The organism is Mesorhizobium sp. WSM3626 (assembly GCF_000513935.1).
GTDB lineage: Bacteria > Pseudomonadota > Alphaproteobacteria > Rhizobiales > Rhizobiaceae > Mesorhizobium > Mesorhizobium salmacidum.
In genome coordinates this window covers 44,149-65,807 of sequence record NZ_AZUY01000025.1, presented here as the reverse complement: position 1 = coordinate 65,807, position 21,659 = coordinate 44,149, and the positions used below count along the sequence as shown (strand labels likewise).

The following is a 21,659-nucleotide window of genomic DNA, read 5'->3' as shown; positions in this document are numbered from 1 at the left end:
GTTTTCGTAAACCCAAAATGGACTGAAACATGAAAGCCGTCGTCTGCCGCTCGCCCGGCGAACTCATTCTGGAAGATCGTCCGGCTCCCGGCTTGCCGCCTCCCGGCTGGGCACTGGTGGCGGTCGGCCATGTCGGCATCTGCGGCACCGACTACCATATCTTCGAGGGCAAGCACCCGTTCCTCGCCTACCCCCGCATCATGGGCCATGAGGTGTCTGGCACCGTCGTCGAAGTCGGCGAAGGAGTCGGGCTTGCGATCGGCGAACCGGTCATCATCAACCCATATCTCTCCTGCGGCAAATGCATCGCCTGCCGGCACGGCAAACCAAATTGCTGTGTCAGGATCGAAGTGCTCGGCGTGCATCGTGACGGCGCCATGTGCGAACAGATCCTGGTGCCGGCTGAGAATCTCTATCCCACAAACGGGCTGTCGCTCGCCGACGCCGCCGCCGTCGAATTCCTGGCCATTGGGGCCCATGCCGTGCGCCGCGCGCGTTCCGAGCCCGGTGCACGCACGCTGGTCATCGGCGCCGGCCCGATCGGGCTTGGCACCGCCATCTTCGCACGCATTGCCGGGCTCGAGGTGACACTTCTCGACATGAGCACCGAAAGACTGGTCTTCGCCGCGAGTGAGCTCGGCTTTTCGATTCTCAACGGCTCGCAAGCACCCGTGTCCGATCTGGTGCGTGACGCGACCGACGGCGAAGGCTTCGACGTGGTCTTCGACGCCACCGGCAACACCCGGTCGGTGCAATCGGCCTTCACCCATGTCGCGCATGGCGGCACGCTGGTGCTGGTCAGTGTCGTCAAGGACGATATCGTTTTTTCCGATCCTGAATTCCACAAGCGCGAAATGACATTGGCAGGCAGCCGCAATGCGTTGCGCGCCGACTTCGATCATGTCGCCGCCTCGATCCGCAATGGTGCCGTGCCGTTGACCAAGCTCGTCACCCACCGCACCACGCTGGCCGATACGCCAGGGGATCTCGCACGCTGGGCGCACGAAAAGTCGGGCCTGATCAAGGCCGTGATCGAGATCGGATAGCCAGGGCGTTACAGCGCCGAGAGCTTCAGCTCCACTCGCTCGGCCGGAAAACGCGATTCGGAAAACTGGATTGGCTGGCCGTCGGGCGTGACGTTGACCGCCATTGTCACCAGCACGATGGCGCCCGGCTGCAGATCGAGATCGGCGAGATCGGCGGCATCCGCATGACGCGCGGACAGCACGGTCGATTGCCTGAGATAGTCGTCGATACCGAAACGAGCGAGCGACGCGGTGATCGAACCGGTTTGCGCCATCGCCTTGTCGATGCCGGCAAAGCGCTTCGCCTCGAACCATGCGGCAGCGCGCGACACCGGCCGTCCGTCGGCCTCGCCGCGCGTTTCCAGCCGGATTACCTCGGCACCCCGGGCAAGGCCAAGCCCCTCGGCAACGCGCTGGCTGGCAGGCTCGACCGAGAAAGCAAGCAGCACGATGTGCCGTTCCGAGGTCTGCCCCTGCAGCCCCGCAGAGAAGCGCGTGCGCGCGCCGATCGGATAGGACAGCCGCTTGCGCGACAAGACGAACGTGCCGCGCCCCTGTTCGGCCCGCAATACGCCCTCCTGTACGAGGGCCGATATGGCGCTGCGCACGGTGTGACGGTTGACGCCATAACGCTCCGCCAGCGCGACCTCGGGCGGCAGCGCGGCATTTTCGGCGAAATCGCCAATGGCAATCGCTTGCAGGATCCTGTCGGCGATCTGGCGCCAAAGTGAGACACCACTGCGCCGCTCGATGGTATCGGCCGCTTGCCCGGTCATGTTTTTGCCTCCCGGCCTGTCACGCACCCGTCATGGACTCGCGCTAGGTAATATGTATAATTTGTATAGTTGTCTATATCAATAGACAACTTTAATGAAGAGGAAAGTTGGCGATGCGAGGACAGGAAGCCCGCGACCAGGCCGAGCGCAAGGCCGCCATGGCCACCTTGGCGCAATCGAGCGGCGACGACATCGTGCGGCTCTGGAACGAGGCCGGCCTGCCTTCGCAAGCCGAGCTGCTGCGCGGCCCCGAGACCGGCTTGGTCACGCTGCGTGGCCGCATCGGCGGCGGCGGCGCGCCCTTCAATGTCGGCGAGGCGACCGTCACGCGTGCCACCGTCCGGCTGCCGTCCGGGCAGGTCGGCCATTGCTACGCGCTTGGCCGCGACAAGCAGAAGGCGAAGCTGGCAGCCATCGCCGACGCGCTCTGGCAGGATCCTGCCCACCGCACCGAGGTCGAGACCAGGCTCATTGCGCCCTTGCGCTCGGCTCTGACCGCTGCCCACGAGAAACGCCGCGCCGAGACGGCGGCGACGAAAGTGGATTTCTTCACCATGGTTCGCGGAGAAGATTGATGGATATCGCGGCACAATCGATCGAGGGCGGTTTCGCCGATCCGGTCTTCAACGCCCAGACCGTGTTTCGGGCCGTCATGGATGCCATGGCGCGGCCAGGCAGCGTCCAGCCCTTGCCCGCCCTGGCCCGCCCGCCGGCGCCGCTTTTGGCAACGTCAGGCGCTATAGCCCTGGCGTTGTGCGACAACGACACGCCGCTCTGGCTCGACCCGGCACTGCATGCCTCCGCGGCGATCGGCTCCTGGCTTGGCTTCCACACCGGTGCGCCGCTGGCCAACACGCCGGCCGACGCGCACTTCGCGTTCATTGCCACACCGGCCGAGATGATGGCGCTCGACGGTTTTTCGCAGGGCACGCAGGATTATCCCGACCGATCGACGACGCTGATCCTGCAGGTCGGGGACCTCGCTTCAGGGTCCCCGCTGTTGCTCGAAGGCCCCGGCATCGAAACCAGCGCCGCGATCGCGCCGGCGCAGATGCCGCGTCACTTCGTCGAGCAGTGGAAGCAAAACAACAAGCGCTTTCCGCGTGGAGTCGACATCATCCTCGCCACATCGGACGGCATAGCCTGCCTGCCGCGCACGACGCGCATCAAGACGATGGAGGCTTGAAGATGTATGTCGCGGTAAAAGGTGGCGAAGCCGCTATTGCCAACGCTCACAGCCTGCTTGCCGACCGCCGGCGTGGCGACCGCTCGGTGCCGGCGCTGCGCCTAGACCAGATCGTCGAACAGCTGGCGCTCGGCGTCGACAGGGTGATGAGCGAAGGTTCGCTCTATGACCGTGAGCTGGCCGCACTCGCCATCGTTCAGGCGCGCGGTGACATGATCGAGGCGATCTTCCTGGTGCGCGCCTATCGCACCACGCTGCCGCGCTTCGGCTACACCAGCCCGATCGACACCAGCGCGATGCTGGTCGAACGGCGCGTCTCGGCGACCTACAAGGACCTGCCTGGCGGCCAGCTGCTTGGTCCGACCTTCGACTATACGCACCGCCTGCTCGACCCGGAGCTTGCCGCCGGCGCAGGCGTCGCCGAACCGGTGCAGCGCGCCGGCCAGACTGAGCCCATGCCGCGTGTCTCGGCCATCCTCGCCCGCGAAGGCCTGATCGAACCCGATGGCGACATGCCGCAGGACCATGTTCCCGGCGACATCACCCGCGAGCCGCTGGAATTCCCGATGGCACGTGACATCCGCCTGCAGGCGTTGTCGCGCGGCGACGAGGGTTTTCTGCTGGCGCTCGGCTATTCAACGCAGCGCGGCTATGCCCGCAACCATCCATTTGTCGGCGAGATCCGCATCGGCGAGGTCGAGCTGGAACTCGACGTTCCCGAACTGCCCTTCACGGTGCCGCTCGGCACGGTGCGCGTCACCGAATGCCAGATGGTCAACCAGTTCAAGGGCTCGGCCAAGGCGCCGCCGCAATTCACCCGCGGCTACGGTCTCGTCTTCGGCCAGAGCGAGCGCAAGGCGATGGCCATGGCGCTCTGCGACCGGGCGCTGCGCGCCTCCGAACTCGGTGAGGACGTCGTTGCCGCCGCGCAGGACGAGGAGTTCGTCATCACGCACTCGGACAATGTCCAGGCCACCGGCTTCGTCGAGCACCTGAAGCTTCCGCACTATGTCGACTTCCAGGCCGAGCTCGACCTCGTGCGCCGCATGCGCGCCGAGTATGAGGCCCGCGAAAATCCAGCGAAAGCGGAAGAAAAGAAGGAGGCAGCGGAATGACCGCGCAATCCACCGACATCGCCACCTACAACTTCGCCTATCTCGACGAGCAAACAAAGCGGATGATCCGCCGGGCGATCCTCAAGGGCATCGCCATCCCCGGCTACCAAGTGCCGTTCGCCTCGCGCGAAATGCCGATGCCTTATGGCTGGGGCACCGGCGGCGTCCAGGTCACGGCCTCGATCATCGGCCCCGACGATGTGCTGAAGGTCATCGACCAGGGTGCCGACGACACCACCAATGCCGTATCGATCCGCGCCTTCTTCAAGAAAGTAGCCAATGTCGCGGTGACCACCGATACCGCCACCGCCAGCATCATCCAGACCCGCCACCGCATTCCCGAGCATCCGCTCACCGCGGGCCAGGTGCTGGTCTATCAGGTGCCGATCCCCGAACCGCTGCGCTTCCTCGAGCCGCGCGAGACCGAAACGCGGAAAATGCATGCGCTGGAGGAATACGGCCTCATGCATGTGAAGCTCTACGAGGACATCGCCAAGCACGGCCGCATCGCCACCACCTATGCCTATCCGGTCAAGGTCGAGGGCCGCTATGTGATGGACCCTTCGCCGACGCCGAAATTCGACAATCCCAAGATGCACCGCTCGCCAGCCTTGCAGTTGTTCGGCGCCGGCCGCGAAAAGCGCATCTACGCGGTGCCGCCCTTCACCGATGTGGTGAGCCTCGACTTCGAGGATCATCCGTTCGAGGTGCAGACTTTCGACCAGCCCTGCGCGCTGTGCGCGGCCGAGAATGTCTATCTCGACGAGGTCATCCTCGACGACCATGGCGGCCATATGTTCGTCTGCTCGGACACCGATTACTGCGAGAAGCGGCGTGAAGAGGGCCACCGCGGCCACCTTGCTCCCGAAACCGATCTTGCCCCAGGAAACATGGAGCCGGTGCAATGATCGACGAACCGCTGCTGCGCGTCTCGGCGCTCTCCAAGTTCTACGGCTCGCGGGTCGGCTGCGACAACGTCACCTTCGACCTGTGGCCGGGCGAAGTCCTGGCTGTCGTCGGTGAATCCGGTTCCGGCAAGACGACGCTGCTCAACTGCCTGTCGACGCGGCTGCTGCCCTCCTCCGGCACCGCCAGCTACCGCATGCGCGATGGCCAGTTCCGCGAGCTCTACCGCATGAGCGAGGCCGAGCGCCGCTTCCTGATGCGTACCGACTGGGGCTTTGTCCACCAGAACCCGGCCGATGGCCTGCGCATGACGGTCTCGGCCGGCGCCAATGTCGGCGAGCGTCTGATGGCAGTCGGCGACCGCCATTACGGCAAGATCCGCGCCACGGCCGTCGACTGGCTGTCGCGCGTCGAGATCGAGGAAGACCGTATCGACGACGAACCCCGCGCCTTTTCCGGCGGCATGCGCCAGCGCCTGCAAATCGCCCGCAATCTCGTCACCGGGCCACGGCTGGTGTTCATGGATGAGCCGACCGGCGGCCTCGACGTTTCCGTGCAGGCGCGCCTGCTCGACCTCTTGCGCGGCCTGGTCACCGACCTTGGCCTTGCCGCGATCGTCGTCACCCACGACCTCGCGGTGGCGCGGCTTCTGTCGCAGCGCATGATGGTGATGAAGGACGGCCGCGTCGTCGAAAGCGGCCTCACCGACCGCGTCCTCGACGACCCGCGCGCGCCGTACACGCAATTGCTCGTTTCCTCGATTTTGCAGGTGTGATGATGGCCCGTGTACGCCCGCCGACGATTGACGATTGGAGAACCTTCTGATGCCGACGCCTCTCGTTGTCTCCGATGTCGCCAAAAGCTTCACCATGCATCTGCGCGACGGCATCAAATTACCCGTCGTCGCGGGTGTTTCGTTCTCGATCAAGGCCGGAGAATGCACCGTGCTCGGCGGTCCGTCCGGTGCCGGCAAAAGCTCGATCCTGAAGATGCTCTACGGCAACTACGCCGTCGACGAAGGCCAGATCATCGTCACGCACGAGGATGGGTTGATCGATCTCGCCCATGCCAGCCCACGCACCGTGCTTGCCGTGCGCCGGCAAACGATCGGCTATGTCAGCCAGTTCCTGCGCACCGTGCCGCGCGTCTCGGCTCTCGATGTCGTCGCCGAACCGCTGGTTGAACGCGGCGAGGAGCGCGAGGCGGCCCGGGTCAGGGCACGCTCCTTGCTGGCCCAGCTCAACCTGCCGGAAAAACTCTGGATGCTGCCGCCGGCAACCTTCTCGGGCGGCGAGCAGCAGCGCGTCAACATCGCGCGCGGTTTCATCACCGAACATCCGATCCTGCTGCTCGACGAGCCGACCGCATCGCTCGACGCAACCAACCGCGACGTGGTGATCGAACTTATCGCCGCCAAGAAGGCGGCAGGCGTCGCCTTGCTCGGCATCTTCCATGACCACGAAGTGCGCGAGGCGGTGGCCGACCGCGTCATCGACGTCACCGCCTTCGCTCCGGGAAAACTCGCCGCATGACCAGGAAATTGTCGGAGACGCCGCTGATCCACCCGACAGCGGAGGTACACAACTCGACGCTCGGCCGCTGGACCGAGATCGCCGACCGCAGCCGGGTCTCGGAAACCCAACTCGGCGACTATTCCTACATGATGCAGGACTGCGCCGTCTGGTGCGCGACGATCGGCAAATTCGCCAACATCGCGGCCTGCGTGCGCCTCAACGCCACCAACCACCCGACATGGCGGCCGACGCTGCACCATTTCACCTACCGTGCCTCCGACTATTGGGACGACGCCGAGCACGAGAGCGAATTCTTCGCCCAGCGTCGCGCCAAACGCGTCACCATCGGCCACGACACCTGGCTCGGCCACGGCTCGACCGTCCTGCCCGGCGTCACCGTTGGCGATGGTGCTGCGGTCGGCGCTGGCGCGGTCGTCTCGAAGGACGTCGCGCCCTACACCATCGTCGCCGGCGTGCCGGCCAAACCGATCCGCGAGCGCTTCGACCGCCGCACCGCCGAGCGCTACCAGGCGCTTGCCTGGTGGGACTGGGACCATGCCAGACTGCGTGCCTCGCTCGCCGACTTCCGCGAGCTGTCGGCCGAGGCGTTCCTGGAGAAATACGAGGGATAGAGCAGCTCCAGAAAAAGTGGGAACCGGTTTTCCGTTCGCAATTGTTGCAGGCAAGGAGACATAGCCCTCACATCGACGTCATGAGCGACTCTGTTTCATATCCTTGACACATCACCGGGGCAGGACGCGGGTGTTCCAAGGAGATCGCCATGCTCGACACCGTCAGACCCTCGCTCGCCGGATTCTTTGCCGGCTCCAATCCGACGCCGCCGGCGCATCTCGGCACGCGCTACGACGCGTCAGGCAACTTTCTCCTCGAGCCCGGCAACACCGTCGTCAGCCATCTGGTCAGCGGCTCGCCATCCGAAGCCGTGGTGCTCGCCGTGCGCGATCGGATGATGGCGATGCCGGATGCCGACCGCCTTGCCTTCACGCCTGTCTCCAGCCTGCACATGACGCTGTTCCAGGGCATCATCGAATATCGCCGCCGGTTGCCTTACTGGCCACGGGACGTGCCGCTCGACACCGGCATCGACGTCATGACCCGCCTCTATCTGAAGCGCCTGAGGGGTTTCCAGGGCGCCGGTCCGTTCAACATCAAGGTGCTCGAGATCGTGCCGACCGGGCTCACCGTTGCCGGCGCGACCGACGAGGATGTGCGCATCATGCGTGCATGGCGCGAAGCGCTGGCCGTGCCGTTCGGCTACCGGCACCCCGATCACGACAATTATGTCTTTCACATCACCTTCGCTTATCAGATCCAGCGTCTTGCCAACGACAGGGCCGCCGCATGGCAGACGCTGTTCGACGAATGCCTGGCGCTTTTCGCGCCGCAGGCGCCGGTGATCGAGATCAAGGCTCCAGCCTTCTGCGCATTCCGCGACATGGAGCATTTCGAGGAATTGCTGGTGCTCGGCTGATCGCCGGCAGGACGCCGGCCGTCGTATCTGTGGAGCGTAACAAAACTGACATGCTGGCGACACGGCAGGTTCATGTGGCTGCGTTAGGCGAGTGCCTGACGATCAATATGGACCGGACTGGAACCAGCCCATGTCAGCAAGCTCTGCCACGCTCGAAATTCGCGGTGTCAGCCGACGATTTGGCAAGAACACCGCCGTCAGCGACGTCAACATCTCGATCCCGCAGGGGCAGATGGTCGGCGTCATCGGTCGTTCGGGTGCAGGCAAGTCGACGCTTCTTCGCATGATCAACCGTCTTGTCGACCCCAGCCAGGGGTCGATTTTTTTTGACGGCGCCGAGGTCTCCCGCCTTCGCGGGTCGCCGTTGCGGCGTTGGCAGCGCGACTGCGCCATGATCTTCCAGCAGTTCAACCTGGTGCCGCGCCTCGATGTGCTCACCAACGTGCTGCTTGGCAAATTGAACCACCGTTCGACCCTGTCCAACCTTCTCGGCATGTTCTCCCGTGCCGAATGCGCCGAGGCGGTCGCCGCGCTCGAGCGGCTCGACATCGCCCGTACGGCACTTCAACCCGCCGGCACCCTGTCGGGCGGTCAGCAGCAGCGCGTCGCGATTGCCCGCGCCATGATGCAGCAGCCCAAGGTGATCCTCGCAGACGAGCCGATCGCCTCGCTCGACCCGCTCAACGCCAAGGTGGTGATGGATTCGCTGCAGGACACCAATCTGCGCGAAGGCATCACCGTCGTCACCAACCTGCACACGCTCGATACCGCCCGCACCTATTGCAACCGCATCATCGGCATGGCCGCCGGCAAGGTCGTCTTCGACGGGCCGCCCGAAGAGCTCAACCGCGAAGCGGTGCGTCTAGTCTATGGCGCCGACAGCAATGGCGGTGAGATATCGGAGGTCATCACCTCCACCAGCGTTGCCTTCAAGCAGAAGATCGCCGCATCCGCCGGACCGCTCGAACCCGCATTCCCCGGATACTGAGCCCATTACGGGCATAGCGAGCAGCCTGGATCGTCCGCCCGCGTCAAGGGCACTTGTCAAGATCAAGAACGCTGCCGGCGCGGGGCCGGAACCTACAGGAGAGATAGCAAATGTTCAGGAAGATGGTTTTCGGTGCCGTTTCGGTGCTCGCCATGGCCACCAGCATGGCCCACGCCGCCGATATGAAGGAATTTCGCGTCGGCATTCTCGGCGGCGAAAAAACGAAACCGACCGGCTGCGTAACTACCAGTGCCTGGCCGACCACCTGAAGGCCGAGTTCGGCTTCGAGAAGGTTTCGCTGTTCCCCGCCGCCGACTATGACGGCGTTATCCAGGGCCTGCTCGGCGGCACGCTCGACTTCGCCGAACTCGGCGCTTCCGGCTATGCCAGCGTCTACATCAAGGACCCGAAGGCGGTCACCCCGATCCTCACCACCCAGCAGACCGACGGCGCCACCGGCTATTATTCCGTCGGCCTGGCGCTGAAGACCTCGGGGATCACCGACATCAAGTCGGCCAAGGGCAAGAAGCTCGGCTATGCCGACCCGGATTCGACCTCCGGCTACCTGATCCCGCTGACCCAGATTCCGAAGACCACCGGCGCCTCGAACGAAACCTTCTTCGCCTCGACCCAGTTCAATGGCGGCCACGAAAACAACGTTCTGGCCGTGCGTGACGGCAAGGTCGATGTCGCGGTCGACGATTCCTCGGGTATAGGCGACTTCAAGAACGGCTACACATCCGGCACCTTCCACAAGGAAGTCGCCAAGGGCGCCGTCGACCCCAACGATTTCGTCGAAGTCTGGCGTTCGGGCCTGATCCCGAACGGTCCGCTCGTCGTGCGCACCGCGATCGGCGACGACATGACCGCCAAGCTGACCGCCTTCTTTACCGACCTGCCCAAGAAGGACAAGGCTTGTTTCGAAGGCGTCGAAGGCGGCGATTTCACCGGCTATGTTCCGGTGAAGCCGGACTTCTACAGCGTCATCGTCGAAGCCCGTAAGGCAGCCATCGGCGGCTAGCGGCGAAATTGCAAAGGGGCGGTATCTCAGATACCGCCCCTTTTGCATCTCCGATCATGACCCTTTCCGTGACAGCCGCCTCCGGCGCCACCCACCAGACGGCCGATGCCTGGCGACGCCAGACGTCGCTGCGCCGGCTCTATACAGTGCTCGGCGTCGGACTGCTGCTTGCCGCGATGCTCTCCAGCATGTGGTTCGCCGACGAAGCCAATGCCGGGCACTTCTTCGACCGGCTGCCGCACATACTGGATTTCCTGAGTTGGCTGGTCCCGAAGGACTGGAACGACGTCTGGCGGGCGCTGTTCGACATCGCCTCGCCGCGTGATACCGGCACCCAGGAATTCAACTTCCCGCTTGGTCGCGTCTATGTGTGGGGCGGTTTCTACGTCCCCGAATATTTCGAGCTGATGCTGACCACGGTGAACGTGGCGCTGGTTTCGACCTTCATCGGCTTTATCTTCGCGGTGCCTTTTTCCTTCATCGCCGCGCGCAACCTGACGCCCCATCCGGCTCTGAGGCTGGTGGTCAAGCGCTTCATGGAATTGCTGCGCGCCTTTCCCGAAATCGTCATCGCCGGCCTCTTCGCGGCAATCGTCTCGACCGGTCCGATCGCCGCCATCATCGCCATCGGCCTGCATTCGATCGGCGCACTCGGCAAGCTGTTCTACGAGATCAACGAGAACATCGACATGCGTGCCGAGGAAGGCCTGACGGCGGTCGGCGCCAACTGGTTCGAGCGGGTGCGCTTCGCCGACCTGCCGCAGGTGTTGCCCAATTTCGTGTCCTATACGCTGCTGCGGGTCGAGATCAACGTGCGGGCCTCCACCATCATCGGTGCCGTCGGCGGCGGCGGCATCGGCGAAGAGCTGAAGCTGTCCATCTCGCGCGGCTTCGGCGCCAAGACGCTGGCGCTGGTGCTGCTGCTGTTCACGACCATCTTCATCATCGACCAGTTTTCCGCCTGGCTTCGTCGCAAGCTGGTCGGCGAACAAGCCTTTATGATGGGTTCGTAGATCATGGCGACCATGACCGCCGAGGAGATGCTGTCGATCGAGGCGCGCCACCCGCAGGTGTTCCGGCGCCCGGCATACAAGCGCTTCGGTCCGCTGCTCCTGTTTACCGGCACCCTCCTCTATCTGGTCTATGCCTTGTGGTTCTTCAGCCTGCCGCAGGTATTGTGGGAATCGCATTGGGAGCGCCTCCCGCTCTTCCTGACGCAATGGATCAGCTACGATCTGCAACCGGAATTCCGTCTCGACCAGCCGGAGATCACGCCCAAATATCCGCGTTTCTCGGCACTGGGCGACAATCCCAATCCGGATTGGGTGATCAAGAATGCCGACGGGTCCTTCACCGTGCGGATCGACGGCCGGGCCAAATCCGTCACATTCGACAAGACCTACGCGACGATTGTCGCTCATGGCCAGACGGTGCCGGTGGCGCTGACCAGCGGCAAGCCGGTGATCACGGGTCCGGTGCCGAACTGGATCACCGCGCATGACGACGAGGTGGTGGCCAAGATGGGCTTTGTCGGCGAGGTGCGCGTCACCGTCGACCGCGTCAAGGTGCGCAAGCGCTTCCTCGGCTGGGCGAACTTCGTCTTTGACACGCGCTCGCCTTTCTTCGGCAAATCAGCGGGGGAGGTGATCTCGCTGGTCATGTCGGGACCAGAACTGAAACCAGGCACCTCGAACCTCGCACTGGCCGGCGACAACATCTGGAACAACGCCCAGTGGCAACATGGCGATGTCTGGACGAAGCTCTTGCAGACCATTGTCATGGCGTTCCTGGGCACGCTGCTCGGTGGCATCGTCGCTTTCCCGCTGGCCTTCTTCGCGGCGCGCAACATCACGCCGAGCGGCGTGCTCAGCCAGGTGCTCAAGCGCTTCTTCGACTTCATGCGCTCGGTCGATATGCTGATCTGGGCGCTGTTCTTCACCCGCGCCTTCGGCCCCGGCCCGCTGGCGGGAAGTGCCGCGATCTTCTTCACCGAGATCGGCACCCTCGGCAAAGTCTATTCGGAAGGTCTGGAGAACATCGACGACAAACCACGTGAAGGGGTGCTATCGACCGGCGCCAACGGCATCCTGGTGCAGCGCTACGGCGTTATGCCCGAGGTGATCCCGGTCTTCATCAGCCAGACGCTCTACCAGTGGGAATCCAACACCCGCGGCGCCACCATCATCGGCGCCGTCGGCGCCGGCGGCATCGGCCTGAAACTGTGGGAAGCGATGCGCACCAACTCCAACTGGGCCAACGTCTTCTACATGGTGCTGCTGATCCTGCTCGTCGTCTTCATCTTCGACAACATATCCAACTTCCTGCGCCGTAGGCTGAGCCGGACGATTCACGACTACAACAGGATCCAGGCCAAGCAGGGTTGATCAACCCGCTCTGTGGCCTGCAGCTATCACCTTCGTCATCCACGGGTCTACGCGTCCGCTCCGCCCGTGGATGACGAAAGGAGGAGCCTAAGCCGCCTTCTTCCACCCGTTCTTGATATGCTTGTACCCCTCCCGGTACACCGCTTCCGGCGTTTCGGAAAAATCGCGCCACACCTTGGTCGCAGCCGCCAATTCCTTCAGCGAGCGGCCGAACGCCTCGATGGTCAGCCAGTCGTCGTAGCCGCTCTTGCGGATCGCCGCGAAGGTTTCTTTCCACGGGATGTTGCCGCGCCCCGGCACGCCGCGATCGTTCTCCGATATGTGGATATGCACGACGTTCCTGCGGTGCTTGGTATAGGCGCCGATCGGGTCGGCCTCCTCGATATTGGCGTGGAACGTGTCGTACATCGCCTTGATGTGCGGCCGGTCGATGGCGTCGATGTGCTCAGACAGGTCGGCCATCGTGTTGAGGAGATAGCATTCGAAGCGGTTCAGCGCCTCGAGCCCGATGGTGACGTTGCGCTTGGCGGCATGGTCGCCGATGGCGCGTTGCGAGGCGACCGAGCGCTTCTTCTCGGCGGCAGTCGGTCCGGACCCGGAAAAGGCGCCAAGGGTCGAATGCAGCGGTCCGCTCAGCGTGCTGGCGCCAAGCGCATCGGCGCAATCGATGGCCCATTTCATGTAATCGACACCGGCCTTGCGCGTTGCCGCATCGGCCGCGATCAGGTTCATCGCCGGATCGCCCATCGCCGAGACTGCGGTCCGCTCCAGCCCGATCCGGTCCAGCAGCTCGCCCAGTTTCCTGTAGTCGTCCGGCGTGCCGGCGAAGATCGGGATTTCGACACCGTCAAAGCCGGTTGCCTTGATGTCGCGAAGCAATGGCTCGTGCTTCTTCGACACCACCGTTGTCCACAAGAACATGCACATGCCGATTTTCATCGACGCCCTCCCCCATTTTCCGCCGGCCAGGCGCCTCTTACAGCTTCGTCCACGCCCCATTCTTCTTCGACGACTTCACGCAGGCCTCGATGAAAGCCATGCCTTCGACGCCGTCCTGAATGGTCGGGAAGACGACATCCTTTGCCGGCTTGCCGCCCTTCTTGCGTGCCGCGCGGATGGCGCGTGCCGCCTCCTGGTAAATATTGGCGAAGCCTTCGAGATAACCCTCGGGATGGCCTGACGGAATGCGGCTGACACGGCCGGCCACCGGCAGCGCGCCGGCGCCGTTGCGAGTGATCAATTGTTTAGGCTGGCCGAACGGCGTGTACCAGAGATAGTTGGGGTCGGCCTGCACCCATTCCAGCCCGCCCTTCGAACCGTAGATGCGCAGCTTCAGGCCGTTCTCATGACCAGGCGCCACCTGGCTTGCCCAAATCATGCCTTTTGCCGGATGCGTTTTTCCCGTCGGTTTGAAACGCAGCATGACATTGACATTGTCGTCGAGCAGCCTGCCCGGCACGAAGGCATCGAGATCGGCCGACAGGGTATCGAGCTCGAGCCCGGAGACGAAGCGGGCGAGGTTGTAGGCATGGGTGCCGATATCGCCGAGCGCGCCGCCGGCACCCGCCTGCTTGGGGTCGCCCCGCCACGACGCCTGCTTCTGGCCGGTGGCGGCGAGGTCCTCGGTCAGCCAGTCCTGCGGATATTCCGACTGCACGATGCGGATGTCGCCGAGCACGCCCTTTGCCACCATTTCGCGGGCCTGCCGCACCATCGGGTAGGCGGTGTAATTGTGGGTGAGCACGAACACCTTGCCGGTCTTCTCGACTATCGCTGCGAGCTTCTTGGCTTCGGCCAGTGTCGTGGCCAGAGGCTTGTCGCAGATCACGTGGATGCCTGCCTCCAGGAAAGCCTTAGCTGCCGGCACATGCACGTTGTTGGGGGTGACGATGGCCACCGCCTCGATGCCATCCGGGCGCTTCGCTTCGGCCTTGGCCATTTCGGCGTAGGACGCATAGCTGCGTGAGGGATCGAGCCCGAGTTCGGCGGCCGAGGCTTTCGCACGCGCCGGGTCGGACGACAGGGCGCCGGCGACCAGCACGAAATCATTGTCCATGCGTGCCGCGATGCGGTGCACGGCGCCGATGAAAGCGCCCTGCCCGCCGCCAACCATGCCGTAGCGGATCGGGCCGCCTCCCGTTTCCGACTTCGATGCAGCAACCATGTTTTTCTCCCTCGTGTGAGATTCCCCTCCGCCGAGGGGAAGCGAAAGCCGTGTCAAATTCCCATCATGGCGCGCAGCAGCTTCTTGTCCGTGGTGCCGGCGGCGAAATCGTCGAATGCCTTCTCCGTCACCCGGATGATGTGGTGCTGGATGAAGGGTGCCCCTTCGGCCGCGCCGTCCTCCGGATGCTTCAGGCAGCATTCCCATTCCAGCACCGCCCAGGAATCGTAATCGTACTGCGTCAGCTTGGAGAAGATGCCGCCGAAATCCACCTGCCCGTCGCCGAGCGAACGGAAACGGCCAGCGCGGTTCGTCCAGCTCTGGTAACCGGAGTACACGCCCTGCCGTCCGGTCGGATTGAACTCGGCGTCCTTGACGTGGAAGGCCTTGATCCGCTCGTGATAGATGTCGATGAATTCGAGATAGTCGAGCTGCTGCAGCAGGAAATGCGAAGGGTCGTAATTGATGTTGCAGCGCGTGTGGCCACCGACCGCGTCGAGGAACATCTCGAAGGTCGCCCCGTCGAACACGTCCTCTGAAGGATGAATTTCGTACCCGACATCGACACCATTGTCCTCATAGACGTCGAGGATCGGCTTCCAGCGCTTGCCGAGTTCGCCGAAGGCTTCCTCGATCAGTCCGGCGGGCCGCTGCGGAAAGGGATAAAGGTATGGGAAAGCCAGCGAGCCGGTGAACGACACCGATGCATTCAGCCCGAGATTGCGCGACGCCTTGGCGCCGAACTTCATCTGTTCGACGGCCCATTTCTGCCGCGCCTGCGGGTTGTTGTGCACCGAAGCTGGCGCGAATCCATCCATCTGCGCGTCATACGCCGGATGCACTGCCACCAATTGCCCCTGCAGATGCGTCGACAGTTCGGTGATCTCGACGCCGGCGTCAGTGCAGGTGCCCTTCACCTCGTCGCAATAGGCCTTGGAGGACGCCGCCTTCTCGAGGTCGAACAGGCGAGCGTCCCAGGTTGGGATCTGCACGCCCTTGTAGCCGAGACCGGCAGCCCATTTGGTGATCGACGCCAGCGAATTGAACGGTGCGGCATCGCCCGCGAACTGCGCCAGAAACAGTCCAGGGCCCTTCATTGTCGTCGGCATCGGCATCCTCCTCGTTTTGTCACGACCAAGCATAGCGTCTGATGAAAGCAGGGCCAGTCACTTTGGTCTTTTCGCGTCGGGCGCTCTGCCGACAATGCCATTCTGGTATGACCAAATAAGGCAATTTGGTCAAGTCTCGGAATGCGCCGAAAAGGCGCTCCGGACGCGCAAAATAACGGCACATATCGCAATGTAATCAATAAACTAATCCACCCCAAAAGTTGCGCCACCACAGTTGTTGCCGTCTCGAGGAATTTGCTGTAGACCTCTTTTTAGGCCCAATTGGTCGAACCAGTTTGCAGGAAAAGTCTGGGGATGCCTTGGGGAGGAACCCTTGCGTCGTCTTTCGGCGATGCATGTCGCAGGCAAACCATACGGACGAATCTGGGAAGGACAGGCCATGCATCTTTCGACGCACAACTGGATGCGCGCGGAACCGCTTGAGACGACGCTCAAGCGCATCAAGAAATTCGGCTATGAGTCGATCGAGATTTCCGGCGAGCCCGCGCAGTACAAGACCAAGGAGACACGGGCGCTGCTGAAGGAGCATGGCATCCGCTGCTGGGGCGCGGTCACCTTGATGCTGGGTGAACGTAACCTTGCCGCCAGGAACCAGGGCCAGCGTGAGCGCTCCGTGCAATACGTCAAGGATGTGCTGACGATGGTCAGCGAACTCGACGGCGAGATCATCACGCTGGTTCCGGCAACCGTCGGCAAGGTGGTGCCGGACGGCACCGAGGAGGAGGAGTGGAAGTGGGTCGTCGATGCGACCCGCGAATGTTTCACCCACGCCAAGAAGGTTGGCGTCAAAATCGCTGTCGAACCGCTCAACCGCTTCGAAACCTATCTGTTCAATCGCGGCGCCCAGGCGCTGGCGCTGGCCGATGCGGTCAGCCCCGAATGCGGCGTCTGCCTTGACGCCTATCATATCCACATGGAGGAATTTAACGTCCATGACGCCATCCGGCAGGTCGGAAAGCGCCTGTTCGACTTCCATGTCGCCGACAACAATCGCTTCGCCGCCGGGCTCGGCCAGATCGACTGGCCAAGGATCGTCGCGACCTTGAAGGAAGTCGGTTATGACGGCGCGCTGACCAATGAGTTCGTCGCCCCGGTCGACCGCACGCCGGCAGCACCCTATCCCGAAATGGTCGAGCGCCACCCTGTCGATATCTCGCCCGAGCAGCTGAAGTTCATCCAGGACCACGGCTCCAGCGTGCTCACCGAGAAATTCTACACCGACCAGATGCGCATCACCGCCGAAACGCTGTTGCCGCTGATCAAGTAGTCGACGCCTGGAATTTGCCCTTCCGCCCTACCGGCGGCGGGCAGGGGAACAAAATGCGCATCAAGACAGTCCAGGCCTGGTGGGTCCGCGTGCCGATCGAAGCCGCGAAGCAGCATCGTAGCGACTTCGGCCAGGTGACGACCTTCGACGCCGCCATCCTGCGCATCGAAACCGATGACGGGCTGGTCGGCTGGGGCGAAGGCAAGAACGCAGCTGGCAGCGCCGGCAGCTACGGCGCTCTCGTCCACATGCTGAACCACGAGATCGGCCCGCAATTGATCGGCCGCGATCCGGCCGATATCGGCGTCATCTGGGAGATGCTCTACAACGGCGTACGCCATGAGAGCGCCGCCCATGCCGGCCACGCCATGCCGCAACTGGCGCGGCGCGGCATGAGCATCGCCGCTATCAGCGCCGTCGACATCGCGCTCTGGGACATCCTTGGCAAGTCGCTGGGCCAGCCGGTCTGGCGATTGCTCGGCGGCCGCAAGGCCGATCGCATGCAGGCCTATGCCTCCGGCGGCTGGGCCTCCGCCGATGCCATCGGCGAGCAATTGAGATCCTACGTCGCCAGGGGCGGCTTCAAGGCGCTGAAGATGCGGGTGGGCGCCATGGATGGCGCGGCACACATTTCCGCCGCCCGCGTGCGCGCCGCGCGCCAGGCGCTCGGCCCCGACGTCGAGTTGATGGTCGATGCCCACGGCACTTATACGGTCGCGGAGGCCAAGCGCTTCATCCATCTCGTCGGCGATCTCGATCTCGCCTGGTTCGAGGAGCCTGTGATCGCCGACGACAAGCCGGGCATGGCCGAAGTGCGCACCGCCGGCGCGGTTCCGATCGCCACCGGCGAGAGCGAAGCGACGCGCTACGCCTTCCGCGACCTCGCCGTGCTCAAGGCCGCCGACATCTTCCAGCCGGACCCGGCCTTCTGCGGCGGCATCAGCGAGGCGATGAAGATCGGCACCATCGCCAGCGCCTTCAATTTGCGCTTCGCGCCGCATCTTTGGGCCGGTGCGCCATGCTTCTTCGCCGGGCTGCATGTCTGCGCCGCCTCGCCTTCGAGTTTCACGGTCGAATATTCGCTTGGCGCCAACCCGATGATCCACGATCTGATCGAAGAGACTGTCGAAGCAAGGGACGGCATGATAGCGATCCCGGAAAAGCCCGGATTGGGATTCACCGTTTCGGAGCGATTCCTGGAGGCGCACGCGCAACGCAATTGACGATGAAAGAAAAGAACCTTCTCGCGGAACTCGCCGCCTATCTGTTCTCCCATTCGGACAAGGAGAGCGGCCGCACGCCGTCGGAACGCGAGCTGGCGGAGCATTTCGGCGTCAGCCGTGGCCAGATCCGCGAAGCGCTCGCCATCCTCGAAGCCATGCGCATCGTCGAGCGCCGCGCCAAATCGGGCATCTACATCGACACCAAGCAGGCAAGCGTCGAGGCGCTGGCGCTGTTTGCGCGCGCCGGCCTGCCGCTCGATCCCTTGCAGATTTATGAAACGGTCGAGTTGCGCAAGATCCATGAGATCAAGGCCGCCGAGCTTGCCTGCTCGCGCGCCACCGAGGAGAATTTCGAGCGCCTGCGCGAAATCCTCAAAGCGTCGGAAGACCGCATCGCCGCAGGCGAAGGCCTGGCCAAGGAGGACCGCGAATTTCATCTGGAGATCGTGCGCGCCACCAAGAACAGCGTCTTCCACAACATCTGCAGCGTCTACTATCTGATGGGCGAGCAGCGCCTGCCGATCTACTTCAACGATCCCGAACGCAGCGTGCGCTCGCATGCCGAGCACGTGCAGATCTACGAGGCGCTGCTGCGCCGCGATGGCAATCTCGCCCAGGCGCTGATGAGCGCCCACCTCCAAGGCGCGGAGAGCTATTGGAAGGGCTTGATCGAGGGCGGCATGGCGGCTGCGCCCGCGGGCGCGACACTCGAAAAGGCCTGACCGTGACCCAGGCCATGCCCAAGATCCTGTCGACCCATCCGCTGCACCCGCGCGCCACGGCCAGGCTCGCCGGCGCCGGTCAGCTCGTCATTGCCTCCGCGCTCGACGCCGGCACCTTGACCAGGGAGGCCAAGGACGCCGATATCGTCATCGTGCGGGCGCCTCTGCCGCCGGCATTGTTCGAGGGAGCCTGGAAGCTCAGGGCCGCGATCCGCCATGGCGCCGGGCTCGACATGATCCCGATGGAAGCGGCCGCGGCAGCCGGCGTGCTCGTGGCCAACGTGCCGGCGGTAAATGCCCGCTCGGTCGCCGAACATGTCATGTTCACCGCGCTTGCACTGCTGCGGCAGTTCCGCAGGGTCGACCGCGACCTGCGCGCCAAGGGCTGGCTTGCCGGACGCGAGCATGCCAATTCCAACATCGAACTCGCCGGCAAGACCATTGGCATTGTTGGTCTCGGCGCCGTCGGGCAGGCCGTCGGCCACATCGCCGCGCACGGCTTCGACCTGAAAGTGGTGGCAACGACGCGCAGCATGCAGCCGGCGCCGGAAAAAGTCGGCTTCCTGTCGATCGACGCGCTGGTCGAGCAGAGCGACATCATCGTTCTCTGCTGCCCGCTGACGCCGGAGACCCGCGGCCTGATCAGCCGCGAACGCATCGCCCGCATGAAGCCCAACGCACTGCTGATCAACGTGTCGCGCGGGCCGGTCGTCGATGATGACGCGATGATCGAGGCCTTGCGGGAGCGCCGCATCGGCGGCGCCGCGCTCGATGTCTTTTCGACGCAGCCGCTGCCGCCAAATCATTCCTATTTCGGCTTCGACAATGTCGTCATCACCCCGCATATGGCGGGGATTACCGAGGAATCGATGATGCGCATGGGCGTCGGCGCGGCCAGCGAAGTCTTGCTGGTGCTGGCCGGCAAGCTGCCGGTCAATCTGCGCAATCCGGAAGTGGTCGATCATTACCGGCGACGGTTTCCGGCGCAGATATAGCATCGCGGTTTCGCCCCAATTCTCCGCGACGTTGAGGCCATGTCCGGTCTTCGCCTTGCATCTCTGATTGCCGCAACTTCCTCCATCTGCACCTTGCCGGCACTCGCTGCGGCCGAGAGCAGCTATGTCTATTGCGACAACGGGATGCGCTGCTTCAAGGCGCCCTGTCCATCGAGCAGCGCGCTCGATCTCGTCACCGGCACGATCATCAAGGGTGTGTCGATCGACACCAGCGGATTGCCGCAGGCCGACAAGGCGATAACCGATCAGTCCGACGTGCTTTATAGCGGAAAGATCGTGGTCAGGGGCGCGATCGAGCAGCGCACGCAGACCATCACCGGCAAGGATTACAGCTTGCCCTGGCTGGTCGCGACCCGCATCGTGCGCACCGCCAAGGACGGCGAACGCAAGCACTGTTCGTCGCACTGATCCGTCATCTACGGCCACTGCCGATCAACCACCCAGCAGCCTCTCCACCGACGCGGCGATCCTTAGCAGACGACTGTCATGGCCATTGCGCGCCACGAGCATCAGTCCCATTGGCAGCGATGCACCCGGCATCGGCAACGAGATCGCGCAGAGGTCGAATTGGTTGGCGACCTGCGTGTTGCGCAAAAGCAGTCCTTCGATACGATCACGCAGTTCGGCATCCTCGGCCAATGCAGCGATGGTCGGCGCCGTCACCGGCACGGTTGGCAACGCCAGCACATCAATCGACGCCAGCCGCTCATCCATGGCGGCGGCAAGCGCGGCACGGCGGCGGAGCGCCCTGATATAAACCGGCGTCGGCAGCAGTGCGGCGCGCGACAGAGGCCCGCTGACATGCGGATCCACCGGGACCGATGCGCCTGTCGCCAGCCAGTCGGCATGCACTTCCGCGCCCTCCATCGCCGCGATCGACCCGCGCTTGGTGGCCGCGCGCAGATCCGCGATCATGTCGTCGATCGGCAGATCCGCGATGCGTGCGCCAGCCTGTTCGATCTTGCCAAGACAATGCTCGAAGGCCGCGGCAATTTCGCCTTCCGTGCCGCCGAAGAGAACGCCGCGCGGAATACCGATGCGAAGCCCGGCGAGTGGAATGGCCACCAACTCGTTCGGCTCCTCGCCGGCCATCACCGCGTCGGCGGCGGCGCATTGCGGGACGGTTCGGGCGAGCGGTCCGACCGAGTCCAGCGTTCCCGAAAGCGGAAAGGCGCCGGAGAGCGGTACGCGCCGCGCTGTCGGCTTGAAACCGACGACACCATTGAGCGCCGCCGGAATGCGGATCGAACCACCGGTGTCGGAGCCGATCGAAATTTCGCTCGTCCCCTCGCCCACAGACACACCGGCCCCGGATGACGAACCGCCGGGGATGCACCTGACATCCCTTGCATTGCCTGGCGTGCCATAATGCATGTTATCGCCAATCGCGGTGAAGGCGAATTCGGTCATGTTGGTCTTGCCGATGATCACCGCACCGGCTTGCCGAAGCCGGCTGACAATGGCGGCGTCGCGCTGCGCCGGCGCGGCCGTCTTGCGCATCAGGGAACCGGCCGTGGTCGGCTCGCCGGCGACATCGAACAAATCCTTGATCGAGAAAATGGTGCCGTCGAGCGGGCCGAGCGTCACGCCCACTCTTTTGCGGACATCGCTGGCGTCAGCCGCGGCCCGCGCGGCTTCGGCATAGAGCTTCGTGAAGACCTTCTCGTCGGCCGTACGATTGGCAAGACGTGACAGGATGTTTTCGAGACGGTCGCGGATTGATTGCATGT

22 protein-coding genes and 1 pseudogene are annotated in these 21,659 nt (G+C 63.8%); 18 read left to right on the top strand and 5 right to left on the bottom strand.

From position 1 onward, the window contains the following. Positions 1-29 precede the first annotated feature (29 nt). A complete protein-coding gene (locus M653_RS0118380; protein WP_027144666.1) occupies positions 30-1,046 on the top strand; it encodes a zinc-binding alcohol dehydrogenase family protein in 1,017 nt (338 codons plus the stop codon). Between the two features lie 8 nt (positions 1,047-1,054). On the opposite strand, the gene phnF is transcribed toward M653_RS0118380, so the two are convergent. Then, complete coding sequence (phnF, locus tag M653_RS0118375) at positions 1,055-1,801, bottom strand: phosphonate metabolism transcriptional regulator PhnF (RefSeq protein ID WP_027144665.1); 747 nt, start codon at positions 1,799-1,801, stop codon at positions 1,055-1,057. A 113-nt stretch (positions 1,802-1,914) separates the two neighbouring features. On the opposite strand from phnF, the gene phnG reads away from it, so the two are divergent. The 12 genes and pseudogenes from phnG to phnE (M653_RS0118315) all read left to right on the top strand — a co-directional run bounded on the left by phnG (position 1,915) and on the right by phnE (M653_RS0118315) (position 12,407). Then, on the top strand, positions 1,915-2,376 hold the full coding sequence (gene phnG, locus M653_RS0118370; RefSeq protein WP_027144664.1) for a phosphonate C-P lyase system protein PhnG: 462 nt from the start codon (positions 1,915-1,917) through the stop codon (positions 2,374-2,376). Continuing rightward, positions 2,376-2,987, top strand: coding sequence for a phosphonate C-P lyase system protein PhnH (gene phnH / locus M653_RS0118365; protein ID WP_027144663.1), 612 nt, complete (start codon positions 2,376-2,378; stop codon positions 2,985-2,987). The genes phnG and phnH overlap by 1 nt, the downstream gene beginning before the upstream one ends. A 2-nt stretch (positions 2,988-2,989) precedes the next feature. Continuing rightward, positions 2,990-4,102 carry a carbon-phosphorus lyase complex subunit PhnI gene (locus tag M653_RS0118360; RefSeq protein ID WP_027144662.1) on the top strand — a complete coding sequence of 371 codons (1,113 nt, stop codon included), beginning with the start codon at positions 2,990-2,992 and terminating at the stop codon, positions 4,100-4,102. Continuing rightward, positions 4,099-5,010 carry an alpha-D-ribose 1-methylphosphonate 5-phosphate C-P-lyase PhnJ gene (locus M653_RS0118355; RefSeq protein ID WP_027144661.1) on the top strand — a complete coding sequence of 304 codons (912 nt, stop codon included), beginning with the start codon at positions 4,099-4,101 and terminating at the stop codon, positions 5,008-5,010. The genes M653_RS0118360 and M653_RS0118355 overlap by 4 nt, the downstream gene beginning before the upstream one ends. Next, on the top strand, positions 5,007-5,783 hold the full coding sequence (gene phnK, locus M653_RS0118350; RefSeq protein ID WP_027144660.1) for a phosphonate C-P lyase system protein PhnK: 777 nt from the start codon (positions 5,007-5,009) through the stop codon (positions 5,781-5,783). The genes M653_RS0118355 and phnK overlap by 4 nt, the downstream gene beginning before the upstream one ends. Before the next feature lie 49 nt (positions 5,784-5,832). After that, positions 5,833-6,540 carry a phosphonate C-P lyase system protein PhnL gene (gene phnL, locus M653_RS0118345; protein WP_027144659.1) on the top strand — a complete coding sequence of 236 codons (708 nt, stop codon included), beginning with the start codon at positions 5,833-5,835 and terminating at the stop codon, positions 6,538-6,540. Further along, positions 6,537-7,154 (top strand): DapH/DapD/GlmU-related protein, encoded by a 618-nt coding sequence (locus M653_RS0118340; RefSeq protein ID WP_027144658.1) that lies wholly within the window; start codon positions 6,537-6,539, stop codon positions 7,152-7,154. Before phnL ends, M653_RS0118340 begins: the two co-directional genes overlap by 4 nt. A gap of 149 nt (positions 7,155-7,303) precedes the next feature. Further along, complete coding sequence (locus M653_RS0118335) at positions 7,304-8,014, top strand: DUF1868 domain-containing protein (protein ID WP_027144657.1); 711 nt, start codon at positions 7,304-7,306, stop codon at positions 8,012-8,014. 130 nt (positions 8,015-8,144) lie between these two features. Next, positions 8,145-9,002: a phosphonate ABC transporter ATP-binding protein gene (gene phnC / locus M653_RS0118330; RefSeq protein WP_027144656.1), complete on the top strand. Its 858-nt coding sequence runs from the start codon at positions 8,145-8,147 to the stop codon at positions 9,000-9,002. 110 nt (positions 9,003-9,112) lie between these two features. Continuing rightward, positions 9,113-10,023 (top strand): annotated as a pseudogene (gene phnD / locus M653_RS1000000134535) (phosphonate ABC transporter substrate-binding protein). 56 nt (positions 10,024-10,079) lie between these two features. Further along, the gene (gene phnE, locus M653_RS0118320; RefSeq protein ID WP_027144655.1) at positions 10,080-11,036 is read left to right on the top strand and encodes a phosphonate ABC transporter, permease protein PhnE; all 957 of its coding nucleotides are present in this window, start codon (positions 10,080-10,082) and stop codon (positions 11,034-11,036) included. Positions 11,037-11,039: 3 nt separating this feature from the next. Next, a complete protein-coding gene (phnE, locus tag M653_RS0118315; protein WP_027144654.1) occupies positions 11,040-12,407 on the top strand; it encodes a phosphonate ABC transporter, permease protein PhnE in 1,368 nt (455 codons plus the stop codon). A gap of 87 nt (positions 12,408-12,494) precedes the next feature. Here phnE (M653_RS0118315) and M653_RS0118310 read toward each other — a convergent pair whose 3' ends face one another. Genes M653_RS0118310 through M653_RS0118300 form a run of 3 tightly spaced genes read right to left on the bottom strand, consistent with a single transcriptional unit; the run spans position 12,495 to position 15,680 of the window. Further along, on the bottom strand, positions 12,495-13,346 hold the full coding sequence (locus M653_RS0118310; RefSeq protein WP_027144653.1) for a sugar phosphate isomerase/epimerase: 852 nt from the start codon (positions 13,344-13,346) through the stop codon (positions 12,495-12,497). A gap of 37 nt (positions 13,347-13,383) precedes the next feature. Then, complete coding sequence (locus M653_RS0118305; protein WP_027144652.1) at positions 13,384-14,571, bottom strand: Gfo/Idh/MocA family oxidoreductase; 1,188 nt, start codon at positions 14,569-14,571, stop codon at positions 13,384-13,386. A gap of 53 nt (positions 14,572-14,624) precedes the next feature. Further along, positions 14,625-15,680 carry a sugar phosphate isomerase/epimerase gene (locus M653_RS0118300; RefSeq protein ID WP_027144651.1) on the bottom strand — a complete coding sequence of 352 codons (1,056 nt, stop codon included), beginning with the start codon at positions 15,678-15,680 and terminating at the stop codon, positions 14,625-14,627. A gap of 400 nt (positions 15,681-16,080) precedes the next feature. On the opposite strand from M653_RS0118300, the gene M653_RS0118295 reads away from it, so the two are divergent. Genes M653_RS0118295 through M653_RS0118275 form a run of 5 tightly spaced genes read left to right on the top strand, consistent with a single transcriptional unit; the run spans position 16,081 to position 20,337 of the window. Then, the gene (locus M653_RS0118295) at positions 16,081-16,968 is read left to right on the top strand and encodes a sugar phosphate isomerase/epimerase (protein ID WP_027144650.1); all 888 of its coding nucleotides are present in this window, start codon (positions 16,081-16,083) and stop codon (positions 16,966-16,968) included. A 53-nt stretch (positions 16,969-17,021) separates the two neighbouring features. Further along, entirely contained in the window at positions 17,022-18,191 is a 1,170-nt protein-coding gene (locus tag M653_RS0118290; RefSeq protein WP_027144649.1) for a mandelate racemase/muconate lactonizing enzyme family protein, read from the top strand. 2 nt (positions 18,192-18,193) lie between these two features. Beyond that, positions 18,194-18,913 carry a FadR/GntR family transcriptional regulator gene (locus tag M653_RS0118285; protein ID WP_027144648.1) on the top strand — a complete coding sequence of 240 codons (720 nt, stop codon included), beginning with the start codon at positions 18,194-18,196 and terminating at the stop codon, positions 18,911-18,913. Between the two features lie 14 nt (positions 18,914-18,927). After that, on the top strand, positions 18,928-19,908 hold the full coding sequence (locus M653_RS0118280; RefSeq protein ID WP_027144647.1) for a hydroxyacid dehydrogenase: 981 nt from the start codon (positions 18,928-18,930) through the stop codon (positions 19,906-19,908). A gap of 39 nt (positions 19,909-19,947) precedes the next feature. Beyond that, positions 19,948-20,337: a hypothetical protein gene (locus tag M653_RS0118275; RefSeq protein WP_027144646.1), complete on the top strand. Its 390-nt coding sequence runs from the start codon at positions 19,948-19,950 to the stop codon at positions 20,335-20,337. Positions 20,338-20,361: 24 nt separating this feature from the next. Here the strand turns inward: M653_RS0118275 and M653_RS0118270 are convergent, their stop codons facing one another. Beyond that, positions 20,362-21,657 carry an amidase gene (locus M653_RS0118270; protein WP_027144645.1) on the bottom strand — a complete coding sequence of 432 codons (1,296 nt, stop codon included), beginning with the start codon at positions 21,655-21,657 and terminating at the stop codon, positions 20,362-20,364. Positions 21,658-21,659: the final 2 nt, after the last annotated feature.

What these genes read in the sequence shown, in the direction of transcription:
- M653_RS0118380 (WP_027144666.1), top strand. Translation starts at nt 30, where the DNA reads ATGAAAGCCGTCGTCTGCCGCTCGCCCGGCGAACTCATTCTGGAAGAT.
- phnF (WP_027144665.1), bottom strand. Translation starts at nt 1,801, where the DNA reads ATGACCGGGCAAGCGGCCGATACCATCGAGCGGCGCAGTGGTGTCTCA.
- phnG (WP_027144664.1), top strand. Translation starts at nt 1,915, where the DNA reads ATGCGAGGACAGGAAGCCCGCGACCAGGCCGAGCGCAAGGCCGCCATG.
- phnH (WP_027144663.1), top strand. Translation starts at nt 2,376, where the DNA reads ATGGATATCGCGGCACAATCGATCGAGGGCGGTTTCGCCGATCCGGTC.
- M653_RS0118360 (WP_027144662.1), top strand. Translation starts at nt 2,990, where the DNA reads ATGTATGTCGCGGTAAAAGGTGGCGAAGCCGCTATTGCCAACGCTCAC.
- M653_RS0118355 (WP_027144661.1), top strand. Translation starts at nt 4,099, where the DNA reads ATGACCGCGCAATCCACCGACATCGCCACCTACAACTTCGCCTATCTC.
- phnK (WP_027144660.1), top strand. Translation starts at nt 5,007, where the DNA reads ATGATCGACGAACCGCTGCTGCGCGTCTCGGCGCTCTCCAAGTTCTAC.
- phnL (WP_027144659.1), top strand. Translation starts at nt 5,833, where the DNA reads ATGCCGACGCCTCTCGTTGTCTCCGATGTCGCCAAAAGCTTCACCATG.
- M653_RS0118340 (WP_027144658.1), top strand. Translation starts at nt 6,537, where the DNA reads ATGACCAGGAAATTGTCGGAGACGCCGCTGATCCACCCGACAGCGGAG.
- M653_RS0118335 (WP_027144657.1), top strand. Translation starts at nt 7,304, where the DNA reads ATGCTCGACACCGTCAGACCCTCGCTCGCCGGATTCTTTGCCGGCTCC.
- phnC (WP_027144656.1), top strand. Translation starts at nt 8,145, where the DNA reads ATGTCAGCAAGCTCTGCCACGCTCGAAATTCGCGGTGTCAGCCGACGA.
- phnE (WP_027144655.1), top strand. Translation starts at nt 10,080, where the DNA reads ATGACCCTTTCCGTGACAGCCGCCTCCGGCGCCACCCACCAGACGGCC.
- phnE (WP_027144654.1), top strand. Translation starts at nt 11,040, where the DNA reads ATGGCGACCATGACCGCCGAGGAGATGCTGTCGATCGAGGCGCGCCAC.
- M653_RS0118310 (WP_027144653.1), bottom strand. Translation starts at nt 13,346, where the DNA reads ATGAAAATCGGCATGTGCATGTTCTTGTGGACAACGGTGGTGTCGAAG.
- M653_RS0118305 (WP_027144652.1), bottom strand. Translation starts at nt 14,571, where the DNA reads ATGGTTGCTGCATCGAAGTCGGAAACGGGAGGCGGCCCGATCCGCTAC.
- M653_RS0118300 (WP_027144651.1), bottom strand. Translation starts at nt 15,680, where the DNA reads ATGCCGACGACAATGAAGGGCCCTGGACTGTTTCTGGCGCAGTTCGCG.
- M653_RS0118295 (WP_027144650.1), top strand. Translation starts at nt 16,081, where the DNA reads ATGCATCTTTCGACGCACAACTGGATGCGCGCGGAACCGCTTGAGACG.
- M653_RS0118290 (WP_027144649.1), top strand. Translation starts at nt 17,022, where the DNA reads ATGCGCATCAAGACAGTCCAGGCCTGGTGGGTCCGCGTGCCGATCGAA.
- M653_RS0118285 (WP_027144648.1), top strand. Translation starts at nt 18,194, where the DNA reads ATGAAAGAAAAGAACCTTCTCGCGGAACTCGCCGCCTATCTGTTCTCC.
- M653_RS0118280 (WP_027144647.1), top strand. Translation starts at nt 18,928, where the DNA reads ATGCCCAAGATCCTGTCGACCCATCCGCTGCACCCGCGCGCCACGGCC.
- M653_RS0118275 (WP_027144646.1), top strand. Translation starts at nt 19,948, where the DNA reads ATGTCCGGTCTTCGCCTTGCATCTCTGATTGCCGCAACTTCCTCCATC.
- M653_RS0118270 (WP_027144645.1), bottom strand. Translation starts at nt 21,657, where the DNA reads ATGCAATCAATCCGCGACCGTCTCGAAAACATCCTGTCACGTCTTGCC.